Raw genomic sequence first — 19446 nt, forward strand, 5'->3', positions numbered from 1 at the left:
AAAAATGGAAAATAAAGTACATACAAAAGAAGAAAAAATTAATACATGAATAGAAGTAATTAAAGTTAATCCGGTTATGTTTAACCAAAGAGTTAAAACAGCTTTTAGAGTATCAACTTTAACCTTACTTTTAACAATTGGTTTACTTATTTTTTGTGATATTGTCTTCTTCAAAAATACAAATGGTATTAAAAGTCCATTAGCTGCAGTTATCTTTACAAATATCTTTTTCCCTGTCTGCATTATGATAGTTTTATGATATCTTATAGTGAATATTTTTCTATTTCATGCATTAAAAAATATTAAGAATAATGACCCTGATAAGACATATAAATACACTAAACTTTATGTTATTTTAGGAATGAAAAAATTCCCTAAAGCATATGTTGAATATAGTGAAAACATCGAAAAAGGTGAAGTTCAAGAACAACCATCAAATAACGAAAAAGAAGAAACGAACAAACTAGATGAGGATTTACTTAAGAAAATTATTAACAAAAAACAAGAAGATAAAAAATAAGATTCCTTTCTATATTTCCCTGTTTTATAGTAATATTAGAAAAACGTGTAATGCTTAATTAATAGATTATTTTTAAGCATTAATCAAAATAATTAATCAAAATTTACAGAGAAAAATTAATAGTTTTTCTCTTTTTTATTTGCTTGACCGAGCGCATTCTATTATTAATACTTAATTTTAATTATCATATATAATTATTAATATTAATTATAGAAAGCTAATTTTAAGGACCAATATGAATAAAAAACTTATAAACGTGAGAAAAGTAATTGATAAATTTAATATTACTTTATCTAATAAAAATCCTGACCTCGTTTTTCGTAATATTCACTATCCTGCAATTAAACGTTTAGGTTTAGAAATCGCAAATGTTTCGGATAGTACTAGATATGCAAAAAATGTTGTTTGTTGAGGAACAAGTGAATCAACTTATTTTAGAAAGTTAGGCAAGAGAGAAGCTATTAAAACTTTAAGAAGAGTTTTACAAGCTAGACCGCCTATGGTTATTCTTTCAAAAGGTATGAATCCAGTACCTGGCGAATGAATTATAAATATCTGTGATGAATTTAGAATCCCAGTATATGTTTCTGATAAAAGTACTTCAAAAATTACATCAACAATTGGTACATATTTAAGTGATTTTTATTCAGAAGAAACTCAAGTTCATGGTTGTTTAGTTTCAATTTATGGAGTTGGTGTTTTAATCATTGGTGAATCTGGAATTGGTAAATCAGAAGCTACTTCTGAATTAATTCAAAGAGGACATTTATTTATTGCAGATGATGCTGTAATGATTAAAAATATTGGCGCTAACTACTTTGGTTACGCTCCAGCTCTTACCAAAGATTTGCTCGAAATGAGAGGTATTGGTTTAATGAATATGCTTCAAGCTTATGGAGTTAGAAGTATAGCAGACGGAGCAGTTGTTCAACTTTGTGTTGAATTAGTATCTAGTCAAAGTGTTGATTACTACTCATTAGATAGATTGGGCGATAAACAATTAGTTTATTCTATACTAGGAGGATCAATTCCTAAAGTGCAAGTGCCAGTTAAACCTGGAGCTACAGTTTCTTCATTAATTGAAGGAGCTGTAATTGCTTACTTATCTAAAAAAGCAGGTTCTAAACCATTAGAACTTATTAAAGAAAGACAAAAAAGAAGGAGGATTGATAATGGATATCATTAAGGTTGCCCCTGGTGTTTGAAGACCTGATGCCCCTATTCAGCCAGCTAAAATAGGTCCATCAGTTTTATTCAATATTGGTAGATTTCCGGTTCATACTTACTCATTAACTATGATGTTAGGTATCATTGCTGCTATTTTAACTATTGTATTTTTTTGAAAAAGAGCTAGATATAAATGAGAAATTCTATTTTCTTTAATTTTAATTACAATTCCAACCGCTATTATTGGTGCTCGTTTATGAGACTTAGTTGAAGAGCGAAATAATCCAAACTTTAACTGAGCCAACTGGTATAAGATCTGAGAAGGTGGACTTAGTATTCAAGGTGGTGTTGTTGTTGCCTTCCTATGTGACTTTATTTACGTTTATACAAAAAGAGATCAAGTTGATATTAGAAAAGTTGCTGATATGATTATTCCTACAATTTTAATTGGTCAAGTTATTGGTCGTTGAGGTAACTATGCTAACCATGAACTTTATGGAAAAATAGATTATGATGGTAGCAGTGTACTGATTTTCGGTAAAACATTTGCCCAAAACATGTATATTCAAGACCAATACGGAATAGGCTATAGATATCCATTATTCCTTTACGAAGGTCTTGCTAACTTATTTGGATATATTGTTCTTGTTTGAATTATTAATTTAATGGGATTATTAAAACCTGGTTCAAGTGCTTCATGATACTTCATTTGATATGGTTTAGTTCGTTTAGCAATGGAACCATTGCGTCAAACGTCGTTCCAAATGTATGTTATTGCTGCTTACTTATTTATTGTATTTGGTGGACTCACATTTATCTTCTTCCAATTCTTCAACCCAACGCATTATGTTTATGAATGAAGAAAATATAGATTTGTATATCAATATGCACACCCACAAATGTACATTAACTGATTAGAAAAAACCAGAATTAAAACTAAAAAATCTAAACCAATTAAAGAGGTAATTAGCTAATGGTTTATGATGTTGTAATTATTGGTGCTGGTCCTGGTGGTTTAAATGCTGCTTTATATGCTTCTAGAGCTGGTCTTAAAACTTTAATTATTGAAAAAGAAATGCCTGGTGGCAAAATTAATACTACTTCAGTAGTTGAAAACTGATTAGGTACTACTAAAATTTCTGGTTTTGAACTTTCAGAACAATTATATAAACACGCATTATCTTTCGGTGCTGAATATAAAAGTGCTGAAGTTGTAGATATTATTCATAAGAAAACTTTACATCAAGAAGTAATCTTAAAAAATCAAGACAAGATTGAAACTAAAACTGTAATCATTGCTTCAGGTATGATCAATAGAAAACCTAGAGATATTAAAAACTTTGAACAATTTACTAACAAAGGAATTAGCTATTGTGGAGTGTGTGATGGTCCTTTATACAAAGACAAAGAAATCTTTGTACAAGGTGCCGGAAATACCGCTTTTGAAGAAGCTGATTTCTTAAGTCAATTTGCTAACAATGTAACTTTAGTAGTAAGAGATAATACTTTTAGTGCTGATCAAATTACTGTTGATAAGGTTCTTAAAAATAAAAAAGTTAAGGTATTAACTAATACAAGCATCGTTGAATTAGAAGGCAATAATTCTGTTGAATATATCTATTTAAAAGACAAAGCAGGCAAAATTCTTAAGCATAAATGTGATGCTTTATTCCCCATGATTGGTTTTATTCCTAATTCTAGTTTCTTTAAGAATTTAAATATTACAGATGAATCAGGATTTATTCCAACTGATGAAACTATGAAAACAAAAGTAGATGGAATTTATGCTATTGGTGATATTAGAGTTAAATCAATTAGACAAATTGTAACCGCCGCAAGTGATGGTGCAATTGCTGCAAAAGAAATTTGAAATATTCTAAAATAATTAATATTCAATTAAGGAGTTTAAATAATTTATGGAAAAATGTGTTATTAAAAAACCTAAAATTATTTTTGTTGATTTAGATGGTACAACTATCGACTTAAAAGTTTTAAGGAATAAAAGGATCAGCAAAGAAAATTTAGAATATATTGAAAAAGCCAGACAAGCAGGTATTGAAGTTGTCGTTTCAACTGGTAGACCTCCTATTAAAGCAACTAATGTTTTCTTAGATCCGATGAAGTGTAGAGATAACTACATTGCTTGAAACGGAACTGTAATATATCAAGATGGCGTTAAAATCTTTTCATCAGCTTTTGAAAAAGATGTTGTCGCAGCAATTTTTGAAGAAATTAAGAAATACAAAATTAGCGTTATTTTTAACTCTGATACCAAAAACTATTCATTTACAAAAAGTTGATTGCTTTCATTAGGAATAAAATGAACTAGAGGGAAAGCTCAAAGATATGATGATTTTCATAATGATATTGAAATAAATAAAATGGTTTTATGACATCCTCTTAAAGGCAGATTATTTCAATTCGCTAATGTATTAAAAGAAAAATTTAGAGGAATTTGCGAAATAGCATATACAGGAAAACACGATACAGTTTTAGAAATTACACCAGTTGGTTGTTCTAAAGGAGAAGCTGAAGAAAAATTTGCTCGTGGTCGTGGCGTTGATCCAATGGATTGTGTTCATATCGGTGATACCTTAAATGATGCAACTTGTGTTGGACATGTTGGAACTTTAATAGCTATAAAAAACTCATGTTCAACTTTAAAAATGATTGCTGATATGGTTTCCCCATTCACCAATAAAAAAGCTGGTTTAGGCAAAACGATTGAATTTTATTATTTAAATAATAACGGAGAAAAAAATAAATAATGAATGCTTTTTTAAGAATGCAACTAAAAATCTATTTTAGATTAATTAGTTCATATGTAACTCCACTTGTTGTGGGTTTGTTATACATTATAATCACCATAGCAATGAAAGCATCAGTTAGTCCTGATGAAGCAAAAGAATTACTAACTGGAAACAAATATGCGGAAATCCAAACTAATATCGTATTGTTCTCAATTTTTATGGTTGGTTCTTTTGTGGCACAAACCTTTTTCTATAGATATAGAAAAGAAGGTGTAGATTACATATTATTTTCAAAACCAATTAAAAGATCACAAATCTATTTTGCTAACATTATAGCTTCATTTATTGGCTCATTATTTTCAGCTATATTAATTACGATTGAATATTTTATAAGCCAAATTATGATACCTGTTTCTGCTTATAATGCTTTTATATCTTCATTGACATTCCTAGCAGTTTCTTTAGTTGGAGCAGTGTTTGTAATTGGAATTGCTAGTGTAATTCAAACCTTAGTTGAATCAAAAGTATTCCAAGTTATGGTTGCTGTTGTCCCTCTTTTATTCTTACTTGGTTTTGGTTTTATTAAATCACCTGAACAAGCGGACTCTTTATTATCTATTTCAAAAGCAGCTAAAAACCCAACACTTTTAGTTGAAAACTCACCAAGCAAACAATCAGATGCTAATAAAGCAGTTGATAACTTACAAGACAGATTTAGAACTCAAACTAACTGAGTTGTAGCGAACCAAAGCTTAACTGGACTTTTTGAAAATGCTAATGATTTAAACTTTAACCCATTAAGTAAAGATACAACACCAGACAAAATTCTTTCAGTTACTGATTATGTAGATAAATCTAAAAAATCATTCTACGATAAAATTTATTGAGCTAACTATCGTGAATATATCTTCCCGCTATTGGTGGCTTATGATAAAAACTTACTAAACTTAAGCGTTCTTACAAATTACCAAAGAAACTTAAATGGTAAAGATGGTATCTATTATAAAGTTCTTGATAAAAATGGGAATTTAGATAATGAAACTAATGAGCTATTTAAAAAAGAATATGCTCTTGATTTGAAAAAATACTTATTAATTAAAACAAGCAATAATGACATTCTTAGTTTAAATTACAACGTTAATAATTTTAGAGAAGTGTTCCAATGAGAACAAGATTCAAATAAACTTTTCCAATTTAAATTTGATGATATTCAAAATAGAGCTTTTGATATTTTCAAAGACTTTAACAGTCAAATCATAGATAAAATTGTTGAAAATGACCCATCATCAACTCAATTATTTGACAACTTTATTTATGACAATATTGGTTTAAAACAAGACTTAACTGGTGATAAAGTTGATGCTGTTAAATTAGCTTTAACAATTAAATATACTAGTGAAATTCTTGGAGCTAGAATTAATAACGCAAATGACTTTGATCATATATTTAATAAGATAGTAAATGAATTAAACACTAAAGCTAATGATAGTAATACATTAGAAGAATTAAAGCCTTTCTATAAACAATTGGCAAGCATAAATTCTATTCCTAATAGTTTGCTTTTAAAAGCACTTCCAATTGACAAATTTAACAATGAAATAGATAAATATGTCAAAAAGATGGGTGAAAAATTAACTAATGTAACACTATTACAAAAAGCTAAAATTGAAGCTTATCAAAAGGTTATTAAAACCAGAATGATTAACTCACTTATAAAAGGTTTCGTTACAATTAGATTAATGAAGAATGTTTCAATTAATCCTGAAAATGGTGAATTTAAAACAATTATTGACAATAAAAATATCAAACCTTTCTTAGCTCAAAATCAAGAAAATTACTTAATGTATGCTAAGGATTATAAAAACAATATTTTCCAATTAATGAAACTAAACGATAACTTAATTTCATTCGAAAGAGTTGAACCATTCAACGCATGAAGTGGAACAGGAATTACTTTATTAGTTTCAGCTACATTAATTGCTTTAGGTTATGTGTTATTTAAGAGAAAGAACTTTAGTTAATTATGGAAAAAGAAAAGAAAAATAAAAAATGCGTTTTTAAAAACTTTATGGCTAAATACAAAGCAAATAAAGCTATGTTCGCAAAAGCCAAAAATTATGAAACACATAAACCTGCTGATGATATTGCATTATCAATTCAACACTTAACCAAAATTTTTAAAATAGGTTTTCAAAAATATAAAATAGCAGCAAATGATATTTCATTTGAAGTTAAAAAAGGTCAATTCCACGGATTTATTGGAGATAATGGTGCTGGTAAAACCGCAACAATTAGATCTATTTTAGGTTTCTATCCTAATATTTATGGAAAAATCTATATTGGAAAATATGATTCAACCTCAAGTAAAAGCAAAACAATCGTTGGGTATATTCCAGAAGTTGCTTTATTCTCAACTAAACTCACTGTTAGAGAATATTTATATTACTGTGCTAGAATGTCTAAAATTCCAGCTAAAGAAATACCTTCTAAAATTGATACATTATTAAAGAAATATGAATTTGATTTACCTGAATTAGATAAAAGTCCATCGCTTATGTCTTCTGGTCAAAAGAAAACTGTTTTATTAATGCAAGCTTTATTAAATGATCCTGAAATTTTAATCTTTGATGAACCTGCAGCTAATTTAGATCCTTCAGCAAGAATTCGTTTTTACGCACAAATTAAACAATTACATTTAGAAGGTAAAACTATTTTAATTTCTAGTCATATTCTTGATGAACTTGAAAAACACATTGATAGTTGTACAGTTCTTTCACATGGTCGTGTAATTTATTCAGGATGATTAAAAGATATTCCTAGAAGTGCAACTTATAATTTAAAAATGAAGTTTGCTGATAATGATGCAATGTGTGATTGATTAGATAAAAATAAAATTCCTTATGAATTAATAGAAGAACATATTTATTGCAGAATTGATGATGAATCTATTAAAAGCAAAATGTTAAACCATAGTACTAGAACTAAAAATGAATTAATATTATTAGAACCTAATACCGAAAGTTTAGGAGAAATTTATTTCAATAAAAAAGATTAAAAAGAAATCTTGGCATGTATAGATATTTTACTTGTCAAGATTTTTTATTTGTGTATATTGTGAGTTTCGGGGTTAAATGCAAAAAGTTTAAAATATAGTGTTTTTTGACCCAAATTTTAATTTTTTGATTTTTTTATATGCTATTTTTTGAATCCCTACAATCTCTTAAAAATTGTGTTTTTGATAATGATTTTGTTGCAAACTTGATGATGTGAACTTATTGTCCCATCATTTCTATGCACTGCACTTTTGTTGTAATTCAAAGAATATATTATTAACGATAACAATAATTAATTGATTAGTGTCTTTTAAACATGTTCAAAAGTTTAGACGAAATAACTTTGTGTTCTGCAAAATAACTAATCAAATATGTTTATTGCTAAAAATTACATTGTAAAAGCTGGAAACTCAAGGAAACATTCTTTATTATTTTTTCCCGAGTTTCCAGCTTTTACAATGTAATTTTTAACAACTCATCTGTTTGATGAGCTGTTTTTAATAATTTAAAATTTTAATTCATTTAAAATTCTTAAATATGTTTGATAATCTTGAATTGCTTGATTATTGTTGTCGTTAATAATATATTCTTCACTTTCAATTTTTCCGTCAATAATCTTGCATGTTTTGATTGTTTCTTTTATTACATCTTGTAATTTTTTGATTGTGATTTTTTCATCTACAACACCGAGTTCTTTCAAACCTTTGTTTAAATAATAAATAACAAAATTTAATAAAACAAGAGATAAGAAGCAAAGTACGAAATGACCTTCAATATGCTTTTCACTTCATACATAAATAGGTCTTACAGCTAAAGCACTTTTTAAAGCTCTAAAGTTTGATTCTATTTGTCATTGTTTTGAATATAAATTCACAATTTCTTCAGGTGATAAATCAAATCTAGAGGTTTCATAAGCATAATATCCGTCAAACTTTTCATCTTCGATAATTTTGTCATAGTTAAGTTTGTAATAACCTTTACCACCAACTTTTTCGAAGAATTTAAATTTCTTTTGACCGAACATTACTTGATCATGAACTAGTCCGTCTTTATCTTGTCTTTTAATAAAATTATCGATTAAAATTTGTCTATCATTTTTATCTTTTAATGCTCTTTTTTTACTATATGTTACTACCAATCTTCTCTTGTGTCCGTTTGCTCTTCTATTCTTTCAAAACGAATAAAAAGTAGTTTCTTTATATTTAAAATTATTGTCTCCAAAATAGCCGGATTCATCTATTGCAAAGGTCTTTCGGTCATTTGAAGCCGCTTTTAATCTATAAGATAAAATGTAATCAATATCGTTATCTTCTAAGAATCTTATGTTTCTATTTGTACTCATTCCTCTATCAGCAATGAGTGTTACTTTGTTTAATTCATATTGTGATTTTATATTCAAAATAAAATTAATAAATGTTGATGCATCAGCAGTGTTCCCTTTGAATAATTTATAGTGAATTGGAATGCCGTTTTCATCTGTTGCTAAACCTAAAACAATTTGATCTTCTTTGAATTTTCCATCTTTAGAATAACCTGGATATCTCAATCCTTCTCTTACAAAACTTTCAAAATATACCGTTGAAGAGTCGTATCAAATAATATCTATTTTTCTATTTTTATCTTTGATCAATGTATCGTTAACACTCTTTAAAATGTTATTTTTATTTTCAGCTAAATAGTCTAAAGTATTATAAAATGTCGTCTTTTCAACTTCTAAATTTATATTGAATTTGTCTTTATTTTTAAAGGATGAAAGCATGCTACCCGGATTTACAATTCTATTTGAAATCATATATTTTAATAAATCATTTAAATACTTGGATTTTGATACTTTAGCATCTTTAAAAGGATTTAATTTTTCTAAGAAACTGTATAACAAATCATATCCATAATTGAACTGTTTTGTTTCAATTTTAACCTTGCTTATATCTAACTCTAATTGTCTAATTATCATATTTCTATCTCAATCAGTATTGTAGTTTTGAGATAGTTTTTTAATTTTTTCTACTGGATCAGAACAATATTTTTCTCATTTTTCAACTGTACCGATACCGATAGATTTCTTATAACCTTTGCCAAATCCTCCTGAAAGTGCTAAAGATAAGTAAGTAGAGTTCTTATTTTTTCTTGAAATTAATAGTCATTTGTCTTTTTTCATATCTTTATTATACCACAAATTACAATGTAATTATGTAAAAAAATAACTTTTTTTTATTTATATATAAATAACACTGAAAAAAGTAATAAAAAGAGCTCCAACTTGGAAACTCAGGAACTAATCAAATATGTTTATTGCTAAAAATTACATTGTAAAAGCTGGAAACTCAAGGAAACATTCTTTATTATTTTTTGAAGATACTAAACTTCTATCTCACAATTATTCATAGATATTCTGCTCTTTGATTTGTTTATTGGGTTTATTTGACATATATAAATCTAGATATCTAAATAGTGTAAATATCACGAAATTTAGTATTGTAAAATTAAAGAAAATCCCTATGAAATAAATTCATAGGGAAATTTTTTATTGTCCTTTAAATAAGTCAATTTCGTCAGGGTGTACTGGGGGTTCATTTACTTCTATGTTGGCAATTTTACCTTCAACGACATGAACCACTCTATCAGCCATGGCTGCCATAACTGGGTTATGTGAAACCATTACAACCGTTGAACCAGTTTCTTTATTGATTTCATAAAGCATTTTAAGAACAATTTTGGTTGTTACTTCATCAAGTGCACCTGTAGGTTCATCAGCAAATATTATATCTGAGTTCTTTGCTAAGGCACGCATGATTGATACACGTTGTTGTTGACCACCAGACATTTGAGATGGGAATTTAGTCATTTCTTCTTCCATTTCAAAACGCTTGAATAAGTCAATGAGATTTAGTTTTTTAGCAGGGTCTTTTTGTAAGAAACCGCCAGTTTCAACATTATCATAAGCATTAAGGTTTTCAAGTAAGTTATAGTTTTGGAAGATAAAGCTTACATGTTCTCTTCTGAAGTTTGTTAATTGACTGTTTGATAAATAAGGTAAGTTATTATCACAAACTATAACATGTCCTCTAGATGGTCTATCTAATCCACTGATGATATTTAAAAGTGTACTTTTGCCGCCACCAGAAATACCATAAATAAGCATAAATTCACCTTTTTTAACATCCATTGAAACATCTTGAAGAACACGAGTTACAATGTTGTCATTAACGTAGAACTTGCTTACGTTTTTAACTTCAATAATTTTATCGCCTTCATTTTTTAAATCGTAAAATTCATCTTTTTTACGTTTTTTCTTGTTGATAGATTCAAGAATATTTTGAACTTTTTTAGGAACTACAAAATTACGTTTTTCACTTTCTTTATTTAAGTAAGCAAAAACTGTTTTACTATTAAGTTTTGTTGATTTTGAAATCTCAATAGTGTCCATTTGTTCTTGAACAATTTTGTTAACAATTTCTTCTTGGCTAAGAGTTTTAGGTTTTTTCTCTTTCTTTGGTTTTTTAGGTTCCTTTGGAGGTTTAGGTGGTTTAGGAGGTTTAACCTTCTTAGCTTTTGCTTTGTTTGGATCCTTAACTTTTACATTTATAACCTTTGTAGATTTATCATCTCACACCGGGTCTTTAAATGGATCTTTCTTTAAATCAAAATCAGCCATGTTATTTTCCTTTCAATAAATCTACTGGTTTCATCTTATTAATACTATCTCACACAATTACTGAGGTAATAGCGAAGATAAGGAACATTAAGCCAGCCGTTAATAATATATGTCATCACTTCAAGGTTAATGAAAGTGCTATTGATGAAGACATTAATAAGAAAATGTTGAATGAATAAATCATCAGGATAACTATCGGGATTGATAGTAGGATTGCTCCAACGAGAAATGGTGTGAAGGTTCCAAAGAACATCTGGATTTTTTCTTTGTTCGTGTAACCCAGAATTGACCAGATTGCGATATTCTTTTCATTTTCACTAATCATAATTGTTGCCATTATGATAAGGATAATTAATGATATCGCGAAGCAGACTACAATTACGAAGATACTAATTTGTTCAATTGTTGAACCAATTTGTTCTGTAAATCCAACTTCAATATCTTTAGAATCAATTGACATTCCAAGTGCTATATAAAGTTTATTGTTGTATATTCTACTGAAGTCTTCAATATGATCTTTAGCAGCATCACGAGCTACATTGTATAACTCTTGACTATAGCTTGCTGCTTTAGGATCTAAGAACTTAGCGATTACATCAGCACTTAAATGAGCTTGTGTTGCTAGAACACCTTTATGAACATCAAAGATTTGATCAAACATATTCTTAATTGTATTTTCATCAAGCGTACTTAAATCAAATCCATCATATCCTGATCAATAACCACTAATTGAGTAAAGTGATGTTGAATCAGTTACCTGTGCAGGTGAATCTTTTTGGGTAATAATACCGTTAAATTCTTCTGCTGATTTGAATCCAATTAAGGTATTAGCAGCATCTTTCGTAGTAATTAATTCTTTATTAATATAGGTAGGATTAATACCAATAATTTCGAATTGTGCTACTTTGTTTTTCTTAATTTCTTCTTTTAATTCTTTAAGTTTTGCAGGGTCATTTTCATAAACTTTTTCTTTAATCTTATTGACGTATCTATCTACTTTATTGTTGATTTCGAAACTTACTCTCGTTCCAACGTTTCAGTTATATTTCTTACGAACCACTTCATTTATAACAAGTGGATAAACATCATTTTTAGGTTCATAACCATAAAGCAAGTTGTATAAGTTATTTCCATTTTGATCAACTAATTTAATAAACGCGTTGTTTATATTTTCTGGTTTTTCATATCCATAAATCTTCATTGAGTCGTTAGCATTTTGAACATCTAAGTAGGTATATTCTTGATCATATTTATTGTTGTATAACACACCACCGAAACTAATGAAGTAGTCATTTACTCAAGGTTTACTTAAGTCTGATGTATCTGATAATCAGAAGGTTGATGCTTTATTATTTTTAACTCAGTTTTCAATTGGGTTTACATAGTTATCTTTATTAATTAAAGCAGCATCTTGAGCAGAAACAACAGCATTAATTTTCTTATAACCATTAACAACGAATTCACGATATTGGTTTCTAATATCTGTACCTGTCTTAATAGTTGTCATTACATATTCACCATTAGTAGCATCTCATTTGGCATACTTGAAGCTTCCTTGTTTGTCATATGGTGATTTGTAATATTTGAAGAATGAAGCTTTTTCACCTTTTTCATTTTCGTATGACATTAAGCCATTACTATCTACTTTAATTAAGTAGCCTGTTTTTCTTAATTTACCATTATCATCAAGGTTTTGAGATCATTCTAGTTCATAACCAACTTGGTCTCTAATTCTATCAATCTTAACTTTTTGGCTATCTGGCATACCATTATATGCTACTAATCATGGGTCTGCAGCTACACCAGCATCAACAGCTACATTAACTGAGAACTGTGATAATACGTGTGGAGCATTTGGACCTGGGTTGCCATTTAATCCTTTACTGTTTATGATGCTTGAATTACCTGGTTTGAAGTAATCTGATGTTTCACGATTACCTTCAGCTAAATCACCTATTGGTGTATAAATAATGTTTTGTAAATTATTAATTGTATAAGTTGAATAAATACCACCTTCGGTTGTAGGACTCTCTAAATCAACTTTGAATTTATAATTTCTATTAGCGTAGGTTTCATTAATAGTTTTACTAAATACTTTAATGTTAGCTACTCCAAACATTGTCGCGACGGAGGTTAATAACACACTAGCACCGAAGGACATTAATTTACCAAAACCGGTATAAGTAAGGGCAAAAGCGAATTTACGTTTAACATTTTTCTTTTGTTTTGTTTTGTAAACCTTATTATAAAGTTTTCCGGTTGGCACATTGTAAGCTCCAGTAATTAAATCATGTGGCTTACGTCTAAGTTCAATTAAGGCAACGATAATAATCAATGCACTCATACTAATAAATGGTATGAAGACTGTTAAAATCATTGTTATAAAGTCGAACTTGATTGCCGCCTTAGGCAAGGTTCAATAAGCCGAGAATATATTCTGGATGTATAGTTGCGCCCGGTTACCAATTGAATAACCTAGAATTCCACCAATAATTGATGTTACAGCTGCAAACACTGTAAGTGAGAAGGCTATTTCAATTGGACGATAACCTTGAGCAACAAGAATACCTAACACTTTAGCTTTGTTTGTAATGTATCTCTTAATAATGAAGATAATTGAAACAGCTACTAAAATGATAAAGATTGAGATAAGAATAATTGTTGAAATCGAAACAGCTTTAATAATTCCTTCAATTGTTGTAATTCTTAAAGCTCTTTCAGGGTTAATAGGGTCAACTTCATTGTAAGCGAACACACGTTGAAGTTTGTTACTATCACTAATTGATCTATCTACTATTTCAATAATTTTTTGTTGTAATACTTTGTTTGAATATTTTAAACCGTTAGCAACTAATAAGCTCTTTTTAACAACGTTACCTTGGTAAGCAGCAACAACTCTTGAGAAACCTGAATCGTTAACATAAACTAAGGCTTGATTACTTGTGTTAACTTGTAAGTTGTTTTCATCAATAACTGGGTAAATATAATCAATTGTTGTATCTTCACCCACAATCAAGAATTTGATACCATTAACATCTAAAATGTATCTATCTTCAAGTGTGTTGATTAATTGTTCCATTGCTACATTATTAGTTGGAATTGGACCATTATATATAGCTTTATTATTTTTAGCTAAGTAAGCATAATTTACTTTTGCTAGATAACTTTGGATATTGTTAAATACAATATCTTTCATTTCTTTAGGTTCTACAATAGAGTTTATAGCACTATTAATAAATCCTAATAAGTCTATTCCAAAGAGCTTTTTGTTAACTTTGTTATTTGTGAATAATGTTCAAATTTTAGCTCCATCAAGTACTAAAGTTTGTTCTTCACTAATATCAAGTGGAATAGCTGAGGTATCATTATTTTGTCATAATGAGCCAAATAGTTCAGCAATTTCAGCCCCGTTATTTTTAAGAATTTCTTCAAAGTTTCCAGTTCTGTTAAATACAATATTTGCTAAGTTACCTTTATATGTTCCAGGATCTGTACTTTCACTAGAAACATAAATCAATAACATTTGTGGGAATACAGCACGCATTATTGGGTTAATAATAACAGGTGAAATGCCAAATAATTTAATTGGGAATTTAATCCCTAAACTTAATGCGAGTTTATAAGCTTCATGACGAACATTTCAGAAGCTAGGAGTATTTAAATAACCATTTACAAATTTATTAATTGTTGTTCAATAAATACCATTTGGAGCGACTTTAGCATCCGATGAATATTTCTTGCTTGCAGCAATTAATCCAACTTGTTCTAGTAATAAATCTTTGTTTTCTAGAACAATTTTCTTTCAGGTTGCATTTTGGCCAAAGTAGTTTTGAACAATTGGTTTTTCGAATTTATCATTTTTTAAGTTGAACAAATTAAATGTATTAGGGTGTAATAAAATGTTTGAAATACCGAAATCAGTTGTACCACTAAATGGTAAATTATTGTCGGTTGCTAACGCTTGTGTAAGTCTTAGAATTTCATTATTAATACTAAATTCTAATAATTTCTTTAAGAACGCATTTGAGTCTTTTAAGTCTTTAAAACTAGGGTTTTGGGCTAATTTAATTCATGGTGTATAAAGTGAAAAACTTTGAGCACCTAATGAATATTCATTTGTAATATTTAATGGAGTTGCTGAAGTTAATACTGCTTTAAGACCTTGTCAAACAGCATTACCATCTTCATAACGATACATGGTTGCAAGGTAATCTGTAGCTGTTTCATTAGCTGGACCAATTAAACTATTTGTGCCACCTTTAGTTTGGTTTACAAAGAATAATAAGTCATTGATCTTACCAATAAGTTCTTCTTTTGTATTGTAAGTATTCAAGTTGTATTTTTGTAAAATTGCTTGAATGTTTAATGGTAAGCTAAATAAATCAAGTGTGCCTTTTTTGTTTGGTTCTAAATTAGTAACTGCTAATTGAGCTTTCGTTAATTCTTCATACATTTGGTAGTTAGCAAAGATTTTTGGAGAACTTGCTTCAAGACCATTCGTGAAAATACTTAAGAAGTCAAATAATCCTAATTTATCTGGATCATTAGCTGGAATATTAATAGTTACGCCGTTAATAGTTTGAGAAGTAGTTTTATCTGATAAATTGAACATCTTAATTAAGTTTAATTTAAATGCTCTATTTGTACCAGGGTTAGAGAACATACCATAAATTAATGACATCATTCCATCATTTGGAGTAATAATTGGTAATGCTATTTTTTCGTCTTTAATTTGTTTGTTTCTATTGGTTTCTGGGTCATATACTGTTTTAACGTAATCAAAATACTTCATTGTCATATGTGAGTCTAAGTATGATGAAATTGCGTTAAAGTCAATATTTCTAATAATGCTAATTAGACCTTCTTTGAAGTTGGTATATTGACCATCAGGGCTAATTTTAGCAAGAATTGGTTTAAGACTTGAAATTAATCAAGGAGCTTTATTAATTAATAATTTATATAAGAAACTGTTTGAAGAATCTAAGTCTAGGAATGAATGAAGGTCAATGTTTTGTATCATTTCACTCAAACCATTTTTTAGAGTTCTTTGATCTATTGATTTGAAGATTCAGTCAATAATTAAACCGGTTGATAATCTATTTGTATATTGTTCATTTTGATACAACACAGTTTTATTAGCAGAATTTTGGTATCATTCGCGAGCTAATTCACTAAATTTGTAGAAATTAATTGAGGCGAAAATTGTTTTTACAGCATCAATGAATATAGCTGGATCATTTGAAAGATTTACTAAATCAGAAGCACTAATATATTCACCTAAATCAAAGTTGCTCATTCCTTTGATAATATCGTAAAGATTTTGAACTTCGCTAGTTAAATAAATCTTTTGTTTGCTTAAATTACCTTGTGATTGAATAATTGATTTAGCTTTATCAAATATGTTGTTGAATACAGCTAATAATACATCACCAGATTCATTATGACTTAATTCATAAAGTAAGTCAAAAGCAATTTTAGGAAGAATGTTTTTATTTAATTTACTTGTTGAAAAGACATTTGCAAAATTGTTATCGTTAAGAACTTTTTTAAGAGCAGAGGTTAAATGAAATACTTGTTCAGAAGTAATAAAACCGTCTTTAACTAATTCAAAGTTTAATAAATATTTTTCAATTGAATTAGCTAAGTAATCAACTTTACCGTGGGTTAAAATTTCGTTAATTAATTCAGCCTTTGGAGATAAGAATTCAAGTGGTACGTAATAAATATTAGATAATTGTTTATCACGTCTTACTCATCCGTCGCCATCAACTTTAATAAAGTTGGTTGCTACGGTTAATTGGTTTTTATCTAAATATTGAGTTAAGAAACCTTTATCAAAACCTTCAAATGGAACGCCTTCAGGATAAACTGTTTGTCAAACTAGTTTGCCTTCATCTTCAACTAAAGTAACTAATTTATAGTAGTTTCCTCTAAATGTAATACCTAAGTTAAGTTTTTTGTATTCATCATTAATTGCTGTTTCAGTAGCATTAGGATCATCTTTTAATAAGAACTTATTAAGCATAACAATCTTAGAAGATTGTTTAGTAATTTCATTTGTTTTTGGGTTAACATCAATAACTGGTGTGAAGTAATATATAGGTTCAATATATTTTGGATTTGGATATAAGTTTCTACCAATTGATTGAATTAACATCGAAGCAACAAAGGATGGAAGTTGTTTTTGTTTGTAAATTGAATCAGAAGTCATATTTGAATAATGATTAAGGATTGAAGGACTATGTTCTTCATTAAACAATTTACCAACATTTAATTTAACGCCATCAACCACATTGTGTTCATCACCTGTGTTAATGAAGTGGAATACATTTTGTTTTCCAGATTCATCATTAATAGCATCAACAGTAAGAGTTTTTCTAAGACCAATATTGTCTTTGCCAACTAATTCTTCGACTTTGTTGATAATAGTATTTTTTGTAACATCATAAGCTTGAAGTTTAATTAAGTTATATTTTTGGTTTCTAATATCATTATCATTTAATAACTCAATAATGCTATCAAGACTTAAACCTGCGGAGTTGAGATAATTATCAATGTTCAAGATACCGGTAGCTGAAGTATCAGGAATTTTATAAGGAGTACCATTAGGTCTATTGGTTCTTGGATCATTTGTATAAAGAGCAACATTTAAGTCATCTTTTACAATTGGAATTACAATTCTTTTTGTTTTTGATTCATTATTGCTATAAAAAGTTATTGTTGTTTCTTTTATTTTTCTTCAGTATGAGAAAGTTTCTAAACTTTTTCAAAGTTTTTTAGCTTCATCGTGGTTTTTAGCTTTTGGATCATTTGCTGATATTTGAAGCTCATTCATAAATGTAGCAAAAGCACCTGATCATTGTTTAGTTGTATCACCAACATAAGTTGTGAAATAGTTTCATCTTTCAAATTTAACTGAACTTTTACGTTCACCTAAATAAGTTTTAGGCAATGTAATTGCATTATTTGCTGGTATTTCGATTTTAATCATTGAGTCTATGCTAAGTTCATGATCACAAATAGATTGTAAGTCTCATTTTGATTTTAATTTTAAGCTTTCGGTGAGTTTTTCTGGGTCTGGACCATTGTATTCAACAAATTTTGATAAATCAATGATAGGATCTTCATTAGCCATGAAGACATATTCGCTATCTTCTGCTCTACCATTTACAGTTGTGTTATATGGTTTGAAACCAAAATATTTAATTCAGTCGTTAGCATTAATTCTAACACTAATTTGATCAGTTAATCATCTATTACCAACTGAGTATTCTGGAGTAATTTCTTTTGTTTTAATGTTTATAAAAAGAGGAGCGACTTGTTCAGCAACAATACTTTTAACATTATCAATTGTTTCATATCTTAAAGTCATTAAATCACCAATTGTGTATGGCTGCCCATTTGCTTTTGGTGTGAATGTTAATTCTTGATTAACTGGAAGAGTTAATTTTTGTGTTAATTCTTTACCGTGTTCATTATATAAAGTAAATTTAACTGGGTGTAAGAATTTAATAAAAGCACTTTCTGGATTTGTTAAATCAAATTGAACATTTGGATTATTAACATCAGCTAAATAAATTGAATATAGGGTTTCAAAAGCTGATTTTTTAATATAAGCTTGTGTAGTATAAAGAGGTTTATTTGTATCTTTATAATTAAAATCATTAATATTTAAATATTCACTTTTTGGTAAAAATAAAGCATTAGTTTGTTCTGGTTTATATTCGTTTGAAGGATTCTTAATGTCATATGTTATCGGTGTATATTGTTTAACACCATCTTTTCCGATAGCTTGACCATTAACAAAATAACCTTGGTTATATGCTATACCTTGCGTAGGAAGGTTTAAGTCTACAACTATGTCTTGCATTTTCGAAACTTGTTTATAGTTATTAAAACCACTAACAATTGTGGTTCTTAAAGTTGAAAGCAATGTAAACACTGCTGAAGTTAAAAATACAAGAATACTAAGTCCTATAACCATAACTTTATTTTTAGAAAGGGACTTAAAAACCTCTTTAAATAATCTTCACATAATAACCCCTATATATTCATATATATTAATTTATTACTAATTTAGTTAAATTATATATTAATATTAAATATTAAAAATTTATACTCGGTCCTATATTTAAGCTTTAAATATAAGGATTATAATAAGATGTTTCAGTCAAAAACTATAAAGTAAATATTTTATTATTCTTTTATTTTATAGGCATTTTCGACAAAAATGATAAACCTAAATTATTAATGATATTTATATTTTAAGAACTTGTTCTTTGTCTAAATACTTGTTTTGAT

At 28.3% G+C, this 19446-nt stretch carries 10 protein-coding genes; 7 read left to right on the forward strand and 3 right to left on the reverse strand.

All coding sequences use genetic code 4. The annotated features are described in order from the left end of the window. The first annotated feature begins 4 nt into the window (after nucleotides 1–4). The 7 genes from ACJA22_RS04695 to ACJA22_RS04725 all read left to right on the forward strand — a co-directional run bounded on the left by ACJA22_RS04695 (nucleotide 5) and on the right by ACJA22_RS04725 (nucleotide 7492). Nucleotides 5–520 (forward strand): hypothetical protein, encoded by a 516-nt coding sequence (locus ACJA22_RS04695; RefSeq protein ID WP_406617093.1) that lies wholly within the window; start codon nucleotides 5–7, stop codon nucleotides 518–520. A 235-nt stretch (nucleotides 521–755) separates the two neighbouring features. Further along, nucleotides 756–1706: an HPr(Ser) kinase/phosphatase gene (hprK, locus tag ACJA22_RS04700; RefSeq protein WP_406617094.1), complete on the forward strand. Its 951-nt coding sequence runs from the start codon at nucleotides 756–758 to the stop codon at nucleotides 1704–1706. Further along, complete coding sequence (gene lgt / locus ACJA22_RS04705) at nucleotides 1693–2661, forward strand: prolipoprotein diacylglyceryl transferase (protein WP_406617095.1); 969 nt, start codon at nucleotides 1693–1695, stop codon at nucleotides 2659–2661. The genes hprK and lgt overlap by 14 nt, the downstream gene beginning before the upstream one ends. Further along, nucleotides 2661–3572, forward strand: coding sequence for an NAD(P)/FAD-dependent oxidoreductase (locus ACJA22_RS04710; RefSeq protein ID WP_406617096.1), 912 nt, complete (start codon nucleotides 2661–2663; stop codon nucleotides 3570–3572). Before lgt ends, ACJA22_RS04710 begins: the two co-directional genes overlap by 1 nt. A gap of 31 nt (nucleotides 3573–3603) precedes the next feature. Further along, nucleotides 3604–4455, forward strand: a complete 852-nt coding sequence (locus ACJA22_RS04715) for an HAD-IIB family hydrolase (protein ID WP_406617097.1) — start codon at nucleotides 3604–3606, stop codon at nucleotides 4453–4455. Continuing rightward, nucleotides 4455–6458 carry an ABC transporter permease gene (locus ACJA22_RS04720; RefSeq protein WP_406617098.1) on the forward strand — a complete coding sequence of 668 codons (2004 nt, stop codon included), beginning with the start codon at nucleotides 4455–4457 and terminating at the stop codon, nucleotides 6456–6458. The genes ACJA22_RS04715 and ACJA22_RS04720 overlap by 1 nt, the downstream gene beginning before the upstream one ends. A 47-nt stretch (nucleotides 6459–6505) precedes the next feature. Next, nucleotides 6506–7492, forward strand: a complete 987-nt coding sequence (locus tag ACJA22_RS04725) for an ABC transporter ATP-binding protein (RefSeq protein ID WP_406617099.1) — start codon at nucleotides 6506–6508, stop codon at nucleotides 7490–7492. A gap of 503 nt (nucleotides 7493–7995) precedes the next feature. On the opposite strand, the gene ACJA22_RS04730 is transcribed toward ACJA22_RS04725, so the two are convergent. The 3 genes from ACJA22_RS04730 to ACJA22_RS04740 all read right to left on the reverse strand — a co-directional run bounded on the left by ACJA22_RS04730 (nucleotide 7996) and on the right by ACJA22_RS04740 (nucleotide 19129). Continuing rightward, a complete protein-coding gene (locus ACJA22_RS04730; RefSeq protein WP_406616757.1) occupies nucleotides 7996–9648 on the reverse strand; it encodes an IS1634 family transposase in 1653 nt (550 codons plus the stop codon). A 366-nt stretch (nucleotides 9649–10014) separates the two neighbouring features. Further along, nucleotides 10015–11145: an ABC transporter ATP-binding protein gene (locus tag ACJA22_RS04735; RefSeq protein ID WP_406617100.1), complete on the reverse strand. Its 1131-nt coding sequence runs from the start codon at nucleotides 11143–11145 to the stop codon at nucleotides 10015–10017. Between the two features lies 1 nt (nucleotide 11146). Further along, the gene (locus ACJA22_RS04740) at nucleotides 11147–19129 is read right to left on the reverse strand and encodes an ABC transporter permease (RefSeq protein ID WP_406617101.1); all 7983 of its coding nucleotides are present in this window, start codon (nucleotides 19127–19129) and stop codon (nucleotides 11147–11149) included. Between the last annotated feature and the right edge of the window lie 317 nt (nucleotides 19130–19446).

The sequence above is a fragment of the Mycoplasmopsis adleri genome, from assembly GCF_045276205.1.
GTDB classification, from domain to species: Bacteria; Bacillota_I; Bacilli_A; order Mycoplasmatales; family Metamycoplasmataceae; genus Mycoplasmopsis; species Mycoplasmopsis adleri.